This is a genomic window from Rhodococcus sp. CH91, from assembly GCF_022554085.1.
Taxonomy (GTDB): domain Bacteria; phylum Actinomycetota; class Actinomycetes; order Mycobacteriales; family Mycobacteriaceae; genus Rhodococcus.
Genome location: NZ_JAKFYR010000002.1, coordinates 38,800 through 56,671 on the forward strand (window position 1 = coordinate 38,800; position 17,872 = coordinate 56,671).

Sequence of the window (17,872 nt, forward strand, 5' to 3'; positions counted from 1 at the left end):
CTCGGGTTCATGGACGTCCATGCACCCGTCCGGCCAGGAGTGATCCGGGTTACCGACCGGTTACTTTTTCGGACAGCTGTGAGGGAAATCACCGGTCGGGGAAGGATGCCGCAAATTGCGCGCAACAAAACATGAGGAACCCCTCATGATTTTGTGCGAACCTGGGCGTGCCCGAAAGCGGACCACTAGTCCAGCAGCACACCGGCGCGCAGCGCTGAACCATCGATGCCTCGACGCCGGGGTGTTCAGGAGAGGAACCACACGCGTGACGATCGACGAGACCACACCAGGCGACAACGGACGGAACTCGAAGGCATCACGACGCACCACCGACCGGTCCACGGCAGCTGCTCCGGCCCGTGCCCTGGTCGACAAGCTCCTCGCGGGGGAGCCCTACGCGCTCGCGTTCGGCGGCCAGGGCGCCCCCTGGCTCACCTCGCTCGAGGAGCTCAGCCGTGACAACGGCCTCGAACCCGTGCTCACCGACCTGGTCAACCGTGCCGCCGCCCACCTCGATCCGGTCGCGAGCGACCTCGTGGTGGTCCGCCCGACGGGATTCGATCCCGTCGCCTGGATCCTCGAGAACGAACTCGCCGACGAGGACGACGCGCCCACCGGCCCGTCCGGAGCTGCCCTCACTTCTGCCGCCGTGTCGCTGCCCGGCGTCTTCCTCACCCAGGTCGCCGCGCTGCGCGCGCTCGCGAACCAGGGCCTCGACATCGATTCCGTGGCACCGAGCGCGGTCATCGGACACTCTCAGGGTGTCCTCGCCGTCGAGTCCGTCGCCGCTGCCGGCCGCAAGGACGCCGAGATCCTGGCGATCGCCCAGCTCATCGGTGCCGCCGCGACCCTCGTCGGTCGTCGCCGCGGCCTGATCTCCGGCGCCGGCCGGTACCCGATGCTCGCAGTCGCCAACGTCGACCCCGAGCGCCTGCGCGCGATCGTCGCCGAGGTCTTCGAGGGCCAGGATCCCGAGCGCAGCGCCGTCGTCGCGATCCGCAATGCCCGTCGTCGCGTCGTCCTGTCGGGCCCGCCCGCCGCTCTCGAGCGCGTGCAGCAGCGCTGCGAGCAGATCTCCGCCGCGGAGACCCGCGAGCGTGAGGCCAAGAAGCGCGGCGGTGCGGTCTTCTCCCCGGCCTTCGAGCCCGTCGCGGCCGAGGTCGGCTTCCATCACCCCGCCTTCGCGGACGCCGTGGAGCAGGTCGCCGACTGGGCAGCTCGTTGCGAGCTCGACGCCGAACTCGCCCGCAGCCTGGCGGAGGCCATCCTCGTCGCCCCGATCGACTGGGTCGAGCAGGTCGACTCCGCCGTCGCATCGGGCGCCTCGTGGATCCTCGACCTCGGTCCCGGTGAGCTCCTCACCCGCATGACCAGCTCGGGTCTGCGCGGTCAGGGCGTCGGCATCATCGCCGCCGCGACCCGCGGCGGTCAGCGCAACCTCCTCACTCCGGGCGCCGAGCCCGAGGTTCCGCGTGCCTGGTCGGAGTTCGCTCCGAAGCCGGTCGCGCTGCCGGACGGCCGCATCGCCGTCGAGACGGCCTTCACCCGCCTGACGGGCCGCTCACCGATCCTGCTCGCGGGTATGACTCCCACGACCGTCGATCCGAAGATCGTCGCCGCGGCCGCGAATGCCGGCCACTGGGCCGAACTCGCCGGCGGCGGTCAGGTCACCGAGCAGATCTTCGCCGACCACGTCGCCGAGCTGACCGAGCTGCTCGAGCCGGGTCGCGCCGTCCAGTTCAATTCGATGTTCCTCGACCCCTACCTGTGGAAGCTGCACGTCGGTGGCAAGCGTCTGGTGCCCAAGGCCCGCGCGGCCGGTGCGCCCTTCGACGGGGTCGTCGTCACCGCCGGTATCCCGGAGCTCGACGAGGCCGTGCAGATCATCTCCGATCTGCGTGAGGCCGGCATCGAGCATGTCGCCTTCAAGCCGGGCACGGTGGCACAGATCCGTTCGGTGATCCGCATCGCCAACGAGGTTCCCGACTACCCGGTCATCGCCCACATCGAGGGCGGTCGCGCCGGTGGTCACCACTCGTGGGAGGACCTCGACGACCTGCTCCTCGACACCTACGCCGAGCTGCGCACGCGCCCGAACCTGGTGCTGTGCGTCGGCGGCGGTATCGGTACGCCGGAGAAGGCGGCCGAGTACCTGACGGGCCGCTGGTCCACCGTTCACGGTTTCCCGGCCATGCCGCTCGACGGCATCCTCGTCGGCACCGCGGCGATGGCGACCCTCGAGGCCACCACCTCACCCGAGGTCAAGCAGCTCCTCGTCGACACGCCCGGCACGCCCGACTGGGTGGCCGCGGGTACCGCGACAGGCGGAATGGCCTCCGGCCGTAGTCAGCTCGGCGCCGACATCCACGAGATCGACAACGCCGCCTCCCGCACGGGCCGTCTGCTCGACGAGGTCGCCGGTGATGCCGAGGCGGTCGCCGCGCGCCGCGACGAGATCATCGAAGCCCTGAACGGCACGGCGAAGCCGTATTTCGGCGATCTCGACTCCATGACCTACCTGCAGTGGCTCGAGCGCTACCTCGAACTGGCGGTCGGCCCCGACGACGCCGCCGAGTTCGATTGCGGCAGCGACCTCGGCGACATCCTGGCCGAGGCGCACACCAGCCCGTGGACGGATGTGTCGTGGCGCGAGCGTTTCCGCGACATGCTGCAGCGCGCCGAGGCACGTCTGCATCCCGTCTGCCGGGGTCCGATCCCGACCCTGTTCGACGACGACGCGGTGCTCGAGCGCCCGTACGCCGCGCTCAAGGCGCTCGCGGCCCAGTACACGGACGCGGGCGAGGTCGTGCTGCACCCCGCCGACGTGCCGTTCTTCGTGTCCCTGTGCCGCAGCCCGGGCAAGCCGGTCAACTTCGTCCCGGTGATCGACCGGGATGTGCGCCGCTGGTGGCGTTCGGATTCGCTGTGGCAGGCCCACGATCCGCGGTATTCCGCCGATCAGGTGTGCGTGATCCCGGGCACCGTCGCCGTCGCCGGTATCACCCGCGTCGACGAGCCGGTCGGTGAACTCCTCGACCGCTTCGAGAAGGCCACGGCCGACGAACTCCTCGCCGAGGGCGTGGAGCCGGTGGAGCTCGCAGCCCGCCGCCACCGCGACATCGCGTCGGGTCTGCTCGACGCGGTGTTGTCCGCACCCGACGTCTCGTGGGCCGGCCGCCAGACGCGCAACCCGATCCACCGTCTCGGTGATCTCACGGAGTGGACCGTCGAGTCCGAGACCGCGGCCTCGCACGCCCCGACGGGTGCGACTCTGACGATCCTCGACGACGAGCACGTGGGCCTGCGTGTGCCGCTGGTACGCGGCAAGGCCGTCGAGATCCGCCTGACCGTGCCGGCTTCGGTCGTCTCGGGCGGTGCGCCCGTCGTCACCGAAGCCGATGCGGACGCGTCGATGTCGGCGCTGCTCGGTGTCGCCGCCGGTCAGGAGCTGCCGGAGGTGAGGAAGGGCGCTGCCCGCATCACCCTGGGCTGGCTGCCGGAGAAGGTCGCCGACCACGCCGGTGTCACCGGCTCGGGTCTGCCGCAGAACCTGACCCCCAGCGGCAACGGTGTTCCCGACGTCCTCGTCGGTGCCTGCTGGCCGGCCGTCTTCGCCGCGCTCGGTGCCGCCCGCACCGGCACCGGCCTCTCGGTGATCGAGGGCATGCTGGACCTGGTCCACCTCGATCACGGGATCGACGTGACGAGCGGATTGCCCACCGAGCCCGCCTTCCTCGGAGTGAAGGCCGAGGTCACCGGTGTGTCCGACACCGACCTCGGTCGCGTCGTCGAGGTGCACGTGGTCATCACGGCTGACAGCGGGGACGGCTCGGGCGACCGGGTGGTCGCGACGCTCGCCGAGCGCTTCGCGATCCGCGGCCGCACCGGCACCGCCGAACTCGCCGATCCGGCCCGCGCCGGTGGTGCCCTGACCGAGGCGGCCACCGACACGCCGCGTCGCCGTCGCCGGGACGCCGTCATCGTCGCCCCGACCGACATGAGCGCCTTCGCGAAGGTCTCGGGCGATCACAACCCGATTCACACCTCCGGTAACGCGGCTCTGCTCGCGGGACTGGGCACGCCGATCGTCCACGGCATGTGGCTGTCGGCCGCGGCCCAGCAGGTGGTGACCGCGATCGAGCAGGACGCGAAGCTTCCCGCCCGTCGTCTGACCTCCTGGACCGCCCGCTTCCTCGGCATGGTCCGCCCGGGCGCGAAGATCGATGTGCGTGTCGATCGCATCGCCACCGACGGTGGCGCCGAGGTCGTCGAGGTGGGTTGCCGCGTCGACGGCGATCTCGTGATGGTCGCGACCGGCCGGATCGCCGCGCCCAGGACGGTCTACGCCTTCCCGGGCCAGGGCATCCAACGCCCCGGCATGGGCCTCGACGCCCGTGCCCGCTCGAAGGCCGCCCGCGAGATCTGGGAGCGCGCGGACAAGCACACCCGTGAGGCTCTCGGCTTCTCGATCCTCGCCGTGGTCCGCGACAACCCGACCGTCCTCAAGGCCCGCGGAGTCACCCACAAGCACCCCGACGGCGTGCTGCACCTGACGCAGTTCACGCAGGTCGCGATGGCCACGCTGGGTGTCGCGCAGATCGCCGAGCTGAAGGAGTCCGGCGCGTTCGTCGAGGACGCCTTCCTGGCCGGTCACTCGGTGGGCGAATACAACGCTCTCGCCGCGGTCGCCGGTGTCCTGCCGCTCGAAGCCGTCCTGGAGGTGGTCTTCCAGCGCGGTTCCGCGATGCACGCTCTCGTGCCGCGCGACGAGCAGGGCCGGTCGAACTACCGCATGGCCGCGATCCGGCCGTCGCAGTTCGGCGTGGCCGACGACGACCTGCAGGACTTCGTCGCCGGTGTCGCCGAGGAGACCGGAGAGTTCCTCGAGATCGTCAACCTGAACCTGCGCGGTTCGCAGTACGCGATCGCCGGTACCGTCGCGGGCCTCGAAGCCCTCGAATCGGTGATCGAGCGCAAGGTCGCCGAGTTCGGTGGCAAGCGCGCGTTCATCCTGGTCCCGGGCATCGACGTGCCGTTCCACTCGACGGTGCTGCGTGGCGGTGTCGACGACTTCCGTGAGCGGTTGCTCGCACTGCTGCCGCAGGAGATCGACCCGAACATCCTCATCGGCCGGTACATCCCGAATCTCGTGCCCAAGCCGTTCGAGCTGGGCCGCGGGTTCGTCCAGGAGATCGCCGATCTGGTGCCCTCGCAGCCGCTCGCCGAGGTCCTCGCGGATTTCGACAGCTGGGCGGCCAAGCCCGTCGAGCTGACCCGTGTGGTGCTCGCCGAGCTGCTCGCCTGGCAGTTCGCGTCACCGGTCCGCTGGATCGAGACGCAGGATCTGCTGTTCGCCGACGAGGCCGACGGCGGTCTCGGTGTCGAGCGGTTCGTCGAGGTGGGCCTCGGCAGCGCTCCGACAGTGGCGAACCTGGCATCGCAGACGCTCAAGCTGCCCGGTCGTTTCGGTGGTCCCGTCGAGGTGCTCAACATCGAGCGTGAGGCGTCGATCGTCTACTCGACCGATACCGATCCGGCCCCGGTCGAGGACGACGAGCCCGCTGCTCCGTCCGCCGACGCCGCGCCTGCTGCTGCTGCGGCGCCGGCACCTGCTGCGGCGCCCGCTGCACCGGCGGGCGGTCCGGCCCCGGACGACATCGCGTTCAAGGCAGCCGATGCCACCAGGGTGCTCATCGCCCTGTGGACGAAGTTGCGCCCGGACCAGATCGGCCCGGCCGACACGATCGAGGCGCTGTGCGACGGCGTGTCCTCGCGGCGCAACCAGCTGCTCGTCGACCTCGGCTCCGAGTTGTCGCTCGGCGCGATCGACGGTGCCGCAGACGCCGACATGGGCGCTCTCGCCGGCACGGTCGACCGTCTGGCCCGCACCTACCGTCCGTTCGGCCCGGTGCTGACGGATTCGATCAACGATCACCTGCGCAAGGTCTTCGGTCCGTCCGGCAAGCGCCCCGGCTACATCGCCGATCGGGTCACGAAGGTGTGGGGCCTGGGCGAGGGTTGGGCATCGCACGTCACCGCGGAGGCCGCTCTCGGCAGCCGTGAGGGCTCGTCCGTTCGAGGTGGCGATCTCGGGGGGCTCACCGACGGTGCGCTCTCGGACGCCGCTTCCGTCGACAAGCTGATCGACGCCGCTGTGCAGTCGGTCGCGTCGCGCCGCGGAATCGCCGTGTCGATGCCGTCCGCCGGTGGTGGTGGAGGCGCGACCGTCGACGCCGCCGCGCTCGGAGAGTTCGCCGAGCAGATCACCGGCCGTGACGGCGTTCTCGCGAACGCCGCCCGCCTGGTACTCGAACAGCTCGGCCACACCGAGCAGGTCTCGGGCATCGCGGACAAGGCGGACGACGAACTCGTCGACCTGGTGTCGGCGGAACTCGGATCCGACTGGCCGCGGCTGGTCGCTCCGGCCTTCGACGAGCGCAAGGCCGTCCTGATCGACGATCGCTGGGCCACCGCCCGCGAGGATCTGGCCCGTGTCTGGCTCGGTGAACAGTTCGATACCGAACGTTTCACGGGCGCCGGCCGGACCGTCGCCGCGCACGCCGCCTTCTGGGGACGCAAGGCCACCGAGACCGGTCGCGCGGAGCTCGCGCAGACCTACGCCGCGATCGCCGAGGCCGCCCTCGTCACCGAGGGTGCCGAGTACGCGGACGAGGTGGCCGTGGTCACCGGTGCCAGCAAGGGCGGTATCGGCGCAGCCGTCGCCGCGAAGCTGCTCGCCGGTGGTGCAACGGTCGTCGTCACGACGTCCTCGCTGAACGACAGCCGCCTGGGCTTCTACAAGGAGCTGTACGCCCGCAACGCCCGCGCCGGTGCCGCTCTGTGGGTGGTTCCCGCGAACATGGCGTCCTACAGCGACGTCGATGCCCTGATCGAGTGGCTCGGCACCGAGACCGTCGAGGTCGCCGGTGGTGCGAAGAAGCTGATCAAGGACGCGCTGACCCCGACGCTGCTCTTCCCGTTCGCCGCGCCGCGTGTGGCGGGTTCGCTCGCCGACGCCGGGGCGCGCGCCGAGATGGAGATGCGGGTGCTGCTGTGGTCGGTCGAGCGACTGATCGCCGGACTGTCGAAGATCGGGTACGACCGCGACGTCGACACCCACCTGCACGTCGTGCTGCCCGGTTCGCCGAACCGCGGCAAGTTCGGTGGCGACGGTGCCTACGGTGAGGCCAAGGCCGCACTCGACGCGATCATCAACCGCTGGAGCGCCGAGCGCACCTGGGCCGAGCGCGTCACCCTGGCCCACGCCCTCATCGGCTGGGTGCGCGGCACGGGCCTGATGGGTGGCAACGACCCGCTGGTCGAGGCCGTCGAGGCTGCCGGTGTCCGCACCTGGTCGACGGACGAGATGGCCGAGGAACTGTGCCGGCTCGTCACGCCGGAAGCCAAGCGCCTCGCGGCCGACGCGCCGCTCGTGGCGGATCTGACCGGTGGCCTGTCCGAGGTGGACGTCGACCTGCCCGCGCTCGCGAAGCAGGCGCAGGACGCGGCCGACGCCGTCGAGGAGACCGAGGATCACACCGCGACCATCGCGGCGCTGCCCGAACCTCCGCGCGCCGAGGCGCTGCCGACCCCCGAGTGGGGCACGGTCACCGCCGACCTGGCCGACATGGTCGTCATCGTCGGTGCCGGTGAGCTCGGCCCCTACGGCTCCGCTCGCACCCGCTTCGAGATGGAGGTCGACGAGGAACTGTCGGCCGCCGGTGTGCTCGAACTGGCGTGGGTCACGGGCCTGATCGGCTGGGAGAACGATCCGAAGCCGGGCTTCTACGACACCGAGACCGGTGAACTGGTACCTGAGGCGGAGATCGCCGACCGCTACCACGACGCGGTGGTCGAGCGTTGCGGCATCCGCCGCTACGGCGACGACGGCGCGATGATCGACAACACGGCCCCGCTGCTCACCTCGGTCTTCCTGGACAAGGACCTGTCCTTCGTCGTCGGCTCCGAGGCCGAGGCCCGCGCGTTCGTCGACTCCGATCCGGAGAACACGGTCGCGTCGGTCGACGCAGAGTCGGGCGACTGGACCGTCACCCGCAAGGCCGGCACCGAGATCCGCGTGCCGCGCAAGGCGAAGCTGACCCGCACGGTCGGCGGCCAGATCCCGACCGGCTTCGACGTCACGAAGTGGGGCATCCCCGCCGACATGGCGGACTCCGTGGACCGGGTGGGTCTGTGGAACATCGTCAGCACGGTCGACGCCTTCCTCACCGGTGGCTTCACCCCGTCCGAGCTGCTGCGCTGGGTGCACCCGTCGATGGTCGCCAACACGCAGGGCACCGGTATGGGCGGCATGTCGTCGATGCGGTCGCTGTACATCGACACGCTGCTCGGCGAGTCCCGCGCGAACGACATCCTGCAGGAAGCCCTGCCGAACGTCATCGCTGCGCACGTCGTCCAGTCGTACGTCGGCGGTTACGGCGCGATGGTCCACCCGGTCGCGGCATGCGCCACGGCTGCGGTCTCCGTCGAAGAAGGCGTGGACAAGATCAAGCTCGGCAAGGCCGACCTGGTCGTCGCCGGTGGCTTCGACGATCTCGGTATCGAGGGCATCGTCGGCTTCGGTGACATGTCCGCGACCGCGAAGTCTGAGGACATGCAGGCCAAGGGCATCAGCGATCGCCGCTTCTCCCGCGCCAACGACCGTCGTCGCGGTGGATTCGTCGAATCGGCCGGTGGCGGCACCATCCTGCTCGCCCGCGGCGATGTCGCGCTCGAGATGGGCCTGCCGGTTCTCGGTGTGGTCGCCTGGGCGGGTTCGTTCGCCGACGGTGTGCACACCTCGATTCCGGCGCCCGGCATCGGTGCCCTCGGTGCGGGTCGCGGTGGACGCGAGTCGGGTCTGGCGAAGGAACTGCGCAAGCTCGGCCTCACCGCCGACGACATCGCGGTGATCTCCAAGCACGACACCTCGACCGCGGCGAACGACCCGAACGAGGCCGAGCTGCACGAGCGTCTGGCCGCAGCACTGGGCCGCAGCGAGGGCAACCCGATGTTCGTGGTCTCGCAGAAGTCGCTGACCGGTCACGCCAAGGGTGGCGCCGCCGCCTTCCAGCTGATCGGCCTGTGCCAGATCCTCGCGCAGGGTGTGGTTCCGCCGAACCGCAGCCTCGACTGCGTCGACGAGAAGATGGCGGAGTTCGAGCACCTGGTGTGGCCGCGCACGCCGATCCGCTTCGGCGAGCAGCTCCCGCTCAAGGCGGGCATGCTCACGAGCCTCGGGTTCGGGCACGTGTCGGGTCTGATCGCGGTGGTCCATCCGCAGGCGTTCGTCGAGGCGATCCCGGCCGAGCGCCGGGACGCCTACCTGGCCCGGGCTGCCGAGCGCACCGTGGCAGGCAAGCGTCGCCTGGTGGACGCGATGACCGGTGGCGCCTCGCTCTACCAGCGGCCCGCGGATCGTCGCCTCGGTGGCGATCACGTGCCGGCTTCGGCCACGCGTCAGCTCGAGGCGGACATGCTGCTCTCGCCGGAGGCACGCCTCGGCGAGGACGAGGTGTACCGCTCCGGTCTGCCCGGCTGCAAGTAGTCGGCCGAGCAGGACGGGCGAGTACGGGAATGGGAGTTGCGGGTGTCGGGTTCGACCTCGTGTCGGTGCCGGAGTTCGCGGAACAGCTGAGTCGTACGGGAACGACGATGCTGGCGAACTTCACGCCGGGCGAGCGTCGCGACGCGAACACCCGCAGCTCCGATCCCGCTCGGCACTTCGCGGCCAGGTGGGCGGCGAAGGAAGCGGTGATCAAGGCGTGGTCGGCCTCGCTGTTCGGGAGTCCACCGGTGTTGCCGGAGACGATCCACCAGCAGATCGAGGTGGTGTCCGATGCGTGGGGACGCCCGAGCATCCGACTGCACCGGGAGGTCGCGGAGAGGCTGACCGGGATGCGGATCCACGTCTCGCTCACTCACGACGGGGACATGGCCGGCGCGTTCGTCGTCCTCGACGAGGCGGACGGGTGAGGTAACTGTTACGGCGGTGCTCAGGCCGAGGGAGTGGGAGCTTCCTCGGCCCGAGCCGTTTCCGTCTCCTGCTCTGCGCGTCGACGTTCGGATTCCTCGCGTCGTTTACGTCGCTTGGCCTGGGCGCGGGAATCCTGTTCGGCGACCTGCAGATAGGCGACCATGATCCGTTTGAGTTCGACGACGGCGTCGGCGTGTGTCTGGTCGTCCTGTACGGAGAAGTTCAGCATCGAGTACACGATGTGGACGAGCACCTCGGCCATGAGTTTGCGGCGCGGCCGCGGGGTGTCCGGGGTGAGGGGCGCGAGCATCCGGGCGACCTGCTCGGCGAACTCGCGTTCGTGGATGGCGCCGGTCGCGCGGGTGGACGGGGTGGACTGCATCGCCAGCCACACCTCCCGCCGCGAGGGGTCGGTCGTCCACAATCCGGCGAGGTGGTCGACGAAGCTGTTGAGGAAACGCAACCAGTCGACGGAGGGGATGCGGCCGTTGAACTTCGCGAGTTCTTCCTGGACTCCGACGAGATCCTGCCGGTTGAGTTCGCACACGATCACGTACTTGTTGGCGAAGAACTGGTACAGCGTGCCGATCGGGACATCCGCGCGGGACGCGACCTCCTCGCAGGTGAACGACTCGAAACCGACCTCGGTGAGCAGTTCCCGCGAGGCGGCCAGCAGTGCGTCGAACTTGCGGCGGCTGCGCTCCTGGGTGGGCCGCCGGCGGGGCACGAGCTCCTGGGGCTCGGCCTGAACCTCGAGCGCCGGATCGATCCGGCGCGGGGCGCGGCGGCCGTTCGTTGCTGACTCCACGCGCCCCAGGCTAGCCGGACGGTCGTACTTTCCCGAATACTCGATGCGAGTCCGAGTGTCACCGCTCGGCGGTGGTGAACGACTGCTGGACGGAATCGACGTACTCATCCCACCTGCGGAGGACGAACATGACATCGACAGGCACGGACCGATCACACGAGATCCGGGAGCGCATCCGGGCGGCGATGCCGACAGCTCGGGACGAACTCGCCCGCCTCGTCGCGTTCCGCTCCGTCGCGGACCCGCGCCAGTTCCCGGTCGAGGAATGCGTCGGTGCTGCGAACTGGGTGCGCGATGCCTTCACCGCGGCGGGGGTCGAGAACGTCGAGACGATCGAGACCTCCGACGGTTCACTCGCCGTGCTCGGGCACACCCCCGCGCCGGAAGGCGCTCCCACCGTCCTGCTCTACAGTCACTACGACGTTCAGCCTCCCGGTGACGAATCACTGTGGCACAGTGAGCCCTTCGCCCTCACCGAACGCAACGGTCGCTGGTACGGCCGCGGTGCGGCCGACTGCAAGGGCAACATCATGATGCACCTGCTCGCGCTTCGTGCCCTCCGCGAGGACGGGCCGCTGCCGGTCGGAGTGCGCATCGTGATCGAGGGTTCGGAGGAGATGGGCGGGGCCGGGCTCGACCGGCTGGTGGCCGAACGCCCCGACCTGTTCGACGCCGACCTCATCGTCATCGGTGACAGCGGCAACGCGGAGGTCGGGCGGCCCACCCTGACGACGACGCTGCGGGGAATCGCGAACGTCGACGTCCACATCGAGACGCTGAAGGGCGAGATCCACTCCGGGATGTACGGGGGAGCGGCCCCCGACGCCCTGGCCGCGCTCGTGCACCTGCTGGGCACCCTGCGTGACGAGAACGGCGACACGGTCGTCGACGGACTCGACTGCACCGCGACCTGGGAGGGTGTCCCGTATCCCGAGGACCGCTTCCGTGCCGACGCCGGTGTCCTCGACGGCGTCGCGCTGCCCACCTCCGGCACGGTGGCCGACGCCGTGTGGGCCCGGCCGGCGCTCACCGTCCTCGGGATCGATGCCCCGCCCGTCGTCGGGTCGGCGGCCGCCGTGGTGCCGCGGGCGGCCGCGCGGCTGAACCTGCGCGTACCGCCCGGCGTCGACGCCCGCGCCGCCCAGGACGCGCTCGTCGCGCACCTCGAGGCACACGTGCCCTGGGGTGCGCACCTGCGTATCGAACGGGACGTGCTCGGCGAACCGTTCCGCGCCTCGACGGACGGTCCCGGCTACGCGGCGCTGCGAGCGGCGCTCGAGACCGCCTACGGGTGTGAGGTCGGCACTGCCGGCCAGGGCGGCTCGATCCCGCTGTGCACCGCGCTGCAGCGCGCCGTGCCGCGGGCCGAGATCGCCCTGATCGGCGTCGAGGAACCCCGCTGCGTCATCCATGCCCCGAACGAGAGCGTCGACCCGACCGAGATCGAGAATCTCGCCGTGGCGGAAGCGCTGTTGCTGACCTCCCTCGACCGGCGGGCGGATCGCTGAACCACACCGCTCCGGGGATGATCCGTCCGGTCAGACGGACAGGTCGCGGCGCAGCTTCGCCACGTGACCGGTCGCGCGGACGTTGTACTGCGCGACCTCGATCCGGCCCTCCTCGTCGACGAGGAAAGTCGAGCGGATGACGCCGGTGACGGTCTTGCCGTACATCTTCTTCTCCCCGAAGGCGCCCCATGCCGCGAGAGTGGCCTTGTCGGGATCCGACAGCAGCGGGAAGGTGAGCTGCTCGGCGTCGCGGAACTTCGCGAGCTTGGCGGGCTTGTCGGGCGAGATGCCGATCACGTCGAGGCCGGCCTCGTTCAGCTCGGCCAGGCTGTCGCGGAAGTCGCAGGCCTGCTTGGTGCACCCCGGAGTGCTCGCGGCGGGGTAGAAGTACACGATGACCTTGCGTCCGCGGTAGTCCGACAACGACACCTCGTTGCCGTCGGCGTCGGGGAGGGTGAAATCGGGGGCGGGATCGCCGGGGGCGAGTCTGCTGTTCTCGGTCATGATCGCGAGAGTAGTGGACCGTGCATCCATTCCCGGCGTGCGTCCATTACCGTGGTCGCAGCACACTGCAGCGACCTTCTGGAGGACACGTGGGTAGGGACACCGAGGACATCGAGCGGGAGATCGAGAAAGCCCGCAACCAGCTCGCGAGCACACTCGACGAACTGAGCGTCCGCGCCAACCCGAAGAATCTGGTGGCGAACACGAAGCAGACCATCGTCGTGAAGCTGAACCAGCCGCAGGTGAAGAAGTACGCGATGATCGCGGCGGGCACTGTCGTGGGATTGCTGGTGCTGCGCAGAATTCTGCGCTGATCCTCCACGCTTCGCAGGGCACCCACGTCGAACGGCGTGGGTGCTTTCGTTTCGTGACCGGACGGGCTGTGATGCGGTACGGGATGCACGAACGACGAAGGCCGGACACCGTTTCCGGTATCCGGCCTTCGTGTTGTGCGCCATCAGGGACTCGAACCCCGAACCCGCTGATTAAGAGTCAGCTGCTCTGCCAATTGAGCTAATGGCGCTTGGCGGTGTGTCTCCGGGCCGTTGTCCCGGCGACGAAGAGAACATTACACATCGTCTTTCGGCGCGCCAAATCGGCTGGTCAGAGCGATTTCTTCGACCCCGAGGCGTAACGGATCCGGCCGCCGGAGCGATTGTCATTCGAACGTTATCGGCGGTCCGGGGGTCGCGCCGGGGCGGCTGCACGCGCAGCTGGCATCATCGTGTTCACGTGGTGTGACGTGCAGTTTCAGGCCTTCGGGGGAGGCAGGATCGGAGAGTGGCAGTGGCGGAAGTGAGTGCGAGGAACCCCCGGAACCGTCGGGTGCGGGGGATGCTCGGGATGGTCGTCGTCGGCGTTGTGGCATTCGTCACCGGGTGCGCGGGCGGGGCGGGCACGGGTGCCGAGGAGGTGCCCATCGACTCCAACCCGGTCGCTGCGCTGATCAAACCGACCGTGTCGTCGAGTGTGACCGACGGATCGGTCGGGTTCTTGCCGATCGATCCGGTGACGGTGTCGGTCGTCAACGGCAAACTCGATTCGGTGGCGCTTCTCGATCCGGCGGGTGAACCCGTCGCGGGTGAACTCGCCGCCGACGGTCTGAGCTGGGTCAACACCGAACCGCTCGGGTACAACCGGTCCTACACGCTCGAGACCGTCGCGTACGGCCTCGGAGGCGCGACCAGCTCGGTCGCATCGTTCACCACCTCCTCGCCGGCGAATCTCACCCAGCCCTACGTGCTGCCCGGCGAGGGATCGATCGTCGGTATCGGTCAGCCGATCGCCGTGCAGTTCGACGAGAACATCCCGGATCGGCTCGCGGCCGAGGCGGCCATCGCCGTCACCACGAACCCGCCTGTCGAGGGCGCCTTCTACTGGGTCAACAACCGTGAGGTGCGGTGGCGTCCGGAGAACTACTGGACTCCCGGCACCACGGTCACCGTCGACGTGGACGTCTACGGCAAGGATCTCGGCGACGGCCTCTTCGGCCAGTCCGACGTCCGTTCGACCTTCACCGTCGGCGATGCGGTGATCATCACCGCGGACGATGTGACCAAACAGGTCACGGTCAACCGGAACGGTGTCGACGTGATCACCATGCCGACCTCGTTCGGTAAGGACGACACCCCGACCCCGAACGGTGTCTACGTCATCGGAGACCGTTTCGAGAACATGATCATGGACTCGTCGACCTACGGCGTCCCTGCGGACTCGGCCCAGGGCTACCGCACGCCGGTGGACTGGGCGGTGCGCATGTCCTACAGCGGCATCTTCTTCCACTCCGCGCCGTGGTCCCTCGGCGACCAGGGGGTCCGCAATGTCAGTCACGGTTGCCTGAACCTGAGCCCGGCCAACGCGAAATGGATTTTCGACAACACCAAGCGTGGCGACATCGTCGTCGTCCGCAACACCGTCGGAGGCACCCTCTCGGGGACGGACGGCCTCGGCGACTGGAACATCCCGTGGTCGACGTGGAAGGCCGGTAACGCCGCGGCGTGACGACGGAGGGGGCCGTCCGCTCGCGCGACGACCCGCACCGCCCGATCGGACCCCGAGAAGAGGTATCCGGGGCACTGGCTCGATTCCTGTTATGCGGTGGTCTCCGCCGATTATCCGGGTCTCGGCTCCGAAGGGCTCCACCGATATCTCGACGGCCCGAGCGCAGCCCGCAGCATCGTCGGACATCGTCCGTGCCGCCCGTGCTGTCGAGGCATCGCTGTCGGAGCGGTGGATGGTGATGGGACAGTCGCAGGGCGCCGGCGAATCTCGAGCGGGCGTTCACGATCGGCGTGCCCGGCTTTCCCGATCCAGGGCCGGCGGGCTCGGTGAGCGAGGTCGCCGTCGGGGATCTGCTCGCCCGGCCGTTGTCGCACGACCCCATGCCGGGCCTGCTCGACGACTATCTCGCCGTTCCCGGGTCCGGATACGAGACCGCCCGGGCCTCCTCGAGCACGGCGTCCACGACGTGATGGTGCCCCTGCGCTGTCGGCCGCCCATGCGGCGGAGATGAAGGCTGCGGGAGCGGAGGTCGATTACCGCGTCTACATGGGATTACCGGGTCTACATGGGTGGGCACTTCACGACGGTGGAGCGGTCGATGCCCGAGGTCACGGCCTTCGTGGGTCGGGTGATGGGACCGTAGCGATCCGGAAACGAAGAAACCCCCGACCGGAAATCCGATCGGGGGCCTTCTTCGGGGTGAGTGACGGGACTCGAACCCGCGACAGCCAGGATCACAACCTGGTGCTCTACCAACTGAACTACACTCACCATCGCATTCGCCGGCAACCTTCGGTCGCTTGCGCCTGCGGTACAGATACTAGCCTGACGATGACGAAAAAAACGAATCGGCAGGTCAGGCCGGTCCGAGCTCCTGGACCACGGCGCTGAGCTCGGCGGGGTTCGGCCCGGGGGGAGCTACGAAGGCGGTGCGCCGGTAGTAGCGCAACTCCCGGATCGACTCCTTGATGTCGGCGAGAGCCCGGTGCGACAAGCCTTTCTCCGGCTGCCCGAAGTAGATGCGCGGATACCAGCGCCGGCACAGTTCCTTGATCGAGCTGACATCCACCATCCGGTAGTGCAGGTAGTTGTCGAGTTCGGGCATGTCGCGGGTGATGAAGCCGCGGTCGGTCGCGATGGAGTTCCCGGCGAGCGGTGCGGTGCCCGGCTCGGGGACGTGCTCCCGGATGTACGCGAGGACCTGCTTCTCAGCCTCGGCGAGGCTCACGGTCGAGCGGCGCACCTCCTCGGTGAGTCCGGACCGTTCGTGCATCTGCTGCACGACCTCCGGCATGTCGGCGAGAGCGTCGTCATCGGCGTGGATCACGATGTCCACGCCCTCGCCGAGCACGTTGAGATCGCTGTCGGTAACGAGAGCCGCGATCTCGATCAGTTTGTCGCTGCCGAGCCGCAGCCCCGTCATCTCACAGTCGATCCATACGAGTTTGTCCTGCACGAGAGACAGACTAGCCACCGGAGCCGCACCGACAAGGGCCGGTGTCGTGCGCGGCAAGCGGAAGCCCTCCTGTCACGCCTTCCCGGAGAGGGTGCGCGGTGCGGCCGTCCGGCCGGCCCGGCGCGCCGACGGAACGCGGTTCCGGTCGAGGGTCCGGCCTGGAGCGGCCGCCTCCCGTGCGGTGCCGCCGGAGGTGAAGTCGTGCCTCAGGAATGACTCGGGGGAGTCGTCGAGGATCTCCATCCACGGAGCCGGGAGAGGTGGTGCCACGGTGCCGGTCAGCGTCGACGCGTAGCTGTGGTTGCGGTACCCCATGATGTCGCGCTTCTTGTCCTTCTTCCACTGCTTGAACACCTCGGCCTGGCGTTCGACGTGGAATTCGGGATAGTCCGTGCGGTCGACGAGATCACGGATGTAGGCGGCCTGGAAGTCGATGTCCTCGGACGGCGACGACAGTGCCTCCTCGCGGGAACTCCAGAGGTCGATGTCCTTCTCCCGGGTCTCGAAGTCGGGAAGGGCGATCCGGCCCAGCATGACGTCCCGCGCGTACCAGGCCTGGGCGTCGAACATGTTGAAGGTGAAGTACTGGTCCTGCATGCCCAGGTACATCAGTCGCGGATTGTCCTGGAAGAAGATCCCCTTGTAGATGTTCCGGGGGTACAACCGGTTGCGGGTGCGCAGCGTCAGGTGGTCGGGCAGGAACGGGAAGTGGTGCTTGTATCCCGTGCACAGCACGATGGCGTCGACCTCGCGGCTGCTGCCGTCCTGGAAGTGCGCGGTATTGCCCTCGACATGCGTGAGGAGCGGAACCTCGGAGAACTGCTCGGGCCAGTCGTGACCCATCGGGGCGGTGCGATAGCTGAAGGTGACCTGCTCGGCTCCGTACTTGATGCACTGTGTCCCGATGTCCTCGGCCGAATAGCTGCTGCCGACGAGCAGGAGGCGCTTTCCGGTGAACTCACGGGCGTCACGGAAGTCGTGAGCGTGGAGTACTCGTCCGGGGAAGCGGTCGAGACCGTCGAAGTGGGGGGCGTTCGGGGTCGAGAAATGGCCGGTCGCGACGACGACGTGGTCGAACTCCTCGGATTCGAGGACGTCGCGCTCGTGGTCCGCGACCGTGACGGTGAACTTCTGCGTCTCGTCGGACCAGTCGACCCAGCGCACCGCGGTGTTGAATCGAATGTATTTGCGCACATCGCTTTTCGCCACGCGCCCCATGATGTAGTCGAGGAGGACCGCGCGAGGCGGGTACGACGGGATCGGCCGGCCGAAGTGTTCCTCGAAGGAGTAGTCGGCGAACTCGAGGCATTCCTTCGGGCCGTTGGACCACAGGTATCGGTACATGCTGGCGTGGACCGGTTCACCGTTCTCGTCCAGGCCCGTGCGCCAGGTGTAGTTCCACATTCCACCCCAGTCCGGCTGCTTCTCGTAGCAGACGATGTCGGGGATCTCTTCCAGACCGGCCTTCCGTGCGGCTTCGAATGCGCGCAGTTGCGCGAGTCCGCTGGGACCTGCTCCCAGAATGGCGATCTTGGACGTCAATGTGTCTCTCCTGTGCTCGTGAAAATGTGTTGCGTAGTTCGTTGCTAGCACAGGTAATTGATTTTGCGAATGATCCT

General features: G+C 68.7%; 10 protein-coding genes and 2 tRNA genes. 6 read left to right on the plus strand and 6 right to left on the minus strand.

The genetic code is table 11. The annotated features are described in order from the left end of the window. Window positions 1-265 precede the first annotated feature (265 nt). Both MOM01_RS03825 and acpS read left to right on the plus strand, forming a co-directional pair. The gene (locus MOM01_RS03825; RefSeq protein ID WP_241384088.1) at window positions 266-9,547 is read left to right on the plus strand and encodes a type I polyketide synthase; all 9,282 of its coding nucleotides are present in this window, start codon (window positions 266-268) and stop codon (window positions 9,545-9,547) included. A 29-nt stretch (window positions 9,548-9,576) separates the two neighbouring features. Next, entirely contained in the window at window positions 9,577-9,975 is a 399-nt protein-coding gene (acpS, locus tag MOM01_RS03830; protein ID WP_241384089.1) for a holo-ACP synthase AcpS, read from the plus strand. Window positions 9,976-9,995: 20 nt separating this feature from the next. Here acpS and MOM01_RS03835 read toward each other — a convergent pair whose 3' ends face one another. Beyond that, window positions 9,996-10,784 (minus strand): TetR family transcriptional regulator, encoded by a 789-nt coding sequence (locus MOM01_RS03835; RefSeq protein WP_241384090.1) that lies wholly within the window; start codon window positions 10,782-10,784, stop codon window positions 9,996-9,998. Between the two features lie 128 nt (window positions 10,785-10,912). Between MOM01_RS03835 and MOM01_RS03840 the strand changes: the two genes are divergently transcribed. Further along, window positions 10,913-12,292 carry a dipeptidase gene (locus MOM01_RS03840; RefSeq protein WP_241384091.1) on the plus strand — a complete coding sequence of 460 codons (1,380 nt, stop codon included), beginning with the start codon at window positions 10,913-10,915 and terminating at the stop codon, window positions 12,290-12,292. Window positions 12,293-12,322: 30 nt separating this feature from the next. Here the strand turns inward: MOM01_RS03840 and bcp are convergent, their stop codons facing one another. Next, complete coding sequence (gene bcp, locus MOM01_RS03845; protein ID WP_241384092.1) at window positions 12,323-12,796, minus strand: thioredoxin-dependent thiol peroxidase; 474 nt, start codon at window positions 12,794-12,796, stop codon at window positions 12,323-12,325. 89 nt (window positions 12,797-12,885) lie between these two features. Between bcp and MOM01_RS03850 the strand changes: the two genes are divergently transcribed. Beyond that, window positions 12,886-13,110, plus strand: a complete 225-nt coding sequence (locus MOM01_RS03850; protein ID WP_241384093.1) for a DUF3618 domain-containing protein — start codon at window positions 12,886-12,888, stop codon at window positions 13,108-13,110. Between the two features lie 136 nt (window positions 13,111-13,246). Here MOM01_RS03850 and MOM01_RS03855 read toward each other — a convergent pair. Beyond that, a tRNA-Lys gene (locus MOM01_RS03855) sits at window positions 13,247-13,319 on the minus strand. Between the two features lie 311 nt (window positions 13,320-13,630). Here MOM01_RS03855 and MOM01_RS03860 point away from each other — a divergent pair. After that, window positions 13,631-14,797, plus strand: coding sequence for a L,D-transpeptidase (locus tag MOM01_RS03860; protein ID WP_241384615.1), 1,167 nt, complete (start codon window positions 13,631-13,633; stop codon window positions 14,795-14,797). 326 nt (window positions 14,798-15,123) lie between these two features. Beyond that, window positions 15,124-15,267, plus strand: a complete 144-nt coding sequence (locus MOM01_RS03865) for a hypothetical protein (RefSeq protein ID WP_241384094.1) — start codon at window positions 15,124-15,126, stop codon at window positions 15,265-15,267. Between the two features lie 228 nt (window positions 15,268-15,495). On the opposite strand, the gene MOM01_RS03870 is transcribed toward MOM01_RS03865, so the two are convergent. The 3 genes from MOM01_RS03870 to MOM01_RS03880 all read right to left on the minus strand — a co-directional run bounded on the left by MOM01_RS03870 (window position 15,496) and on the right by MOM01_RS03880 (window position 17,795). Next, window positions 15,496-15,568 (minus strand) — tRNA-His (locus tag MOM01_RS03870). Between the two features lie 85 nt (window positions 15,569-15,653). Further along, entirely contained in the window at window positions 15,654-16,253 is a 600-nt protein-coding gene (gene orn, locus MOM01_RS03875) for an oligoribonuclease (protein WP_241384095.1), read from the minus strand. 72 nt (window positions 16,254-16,325) lie between these two features. Then, window positions 16,326-17,795 (minus strand): flavin-containing monooxygenase, encoded by a 1,470-nt coding sequence (locus MOM01_RS03880; protein ID WP_241384096.1) that lies wholly within the window; start codon window positions 17,793-17,795, stop codon window positions 16,326-16,328. Window positions 17,796-17,872: the final 77 nt, after the last annotated feature.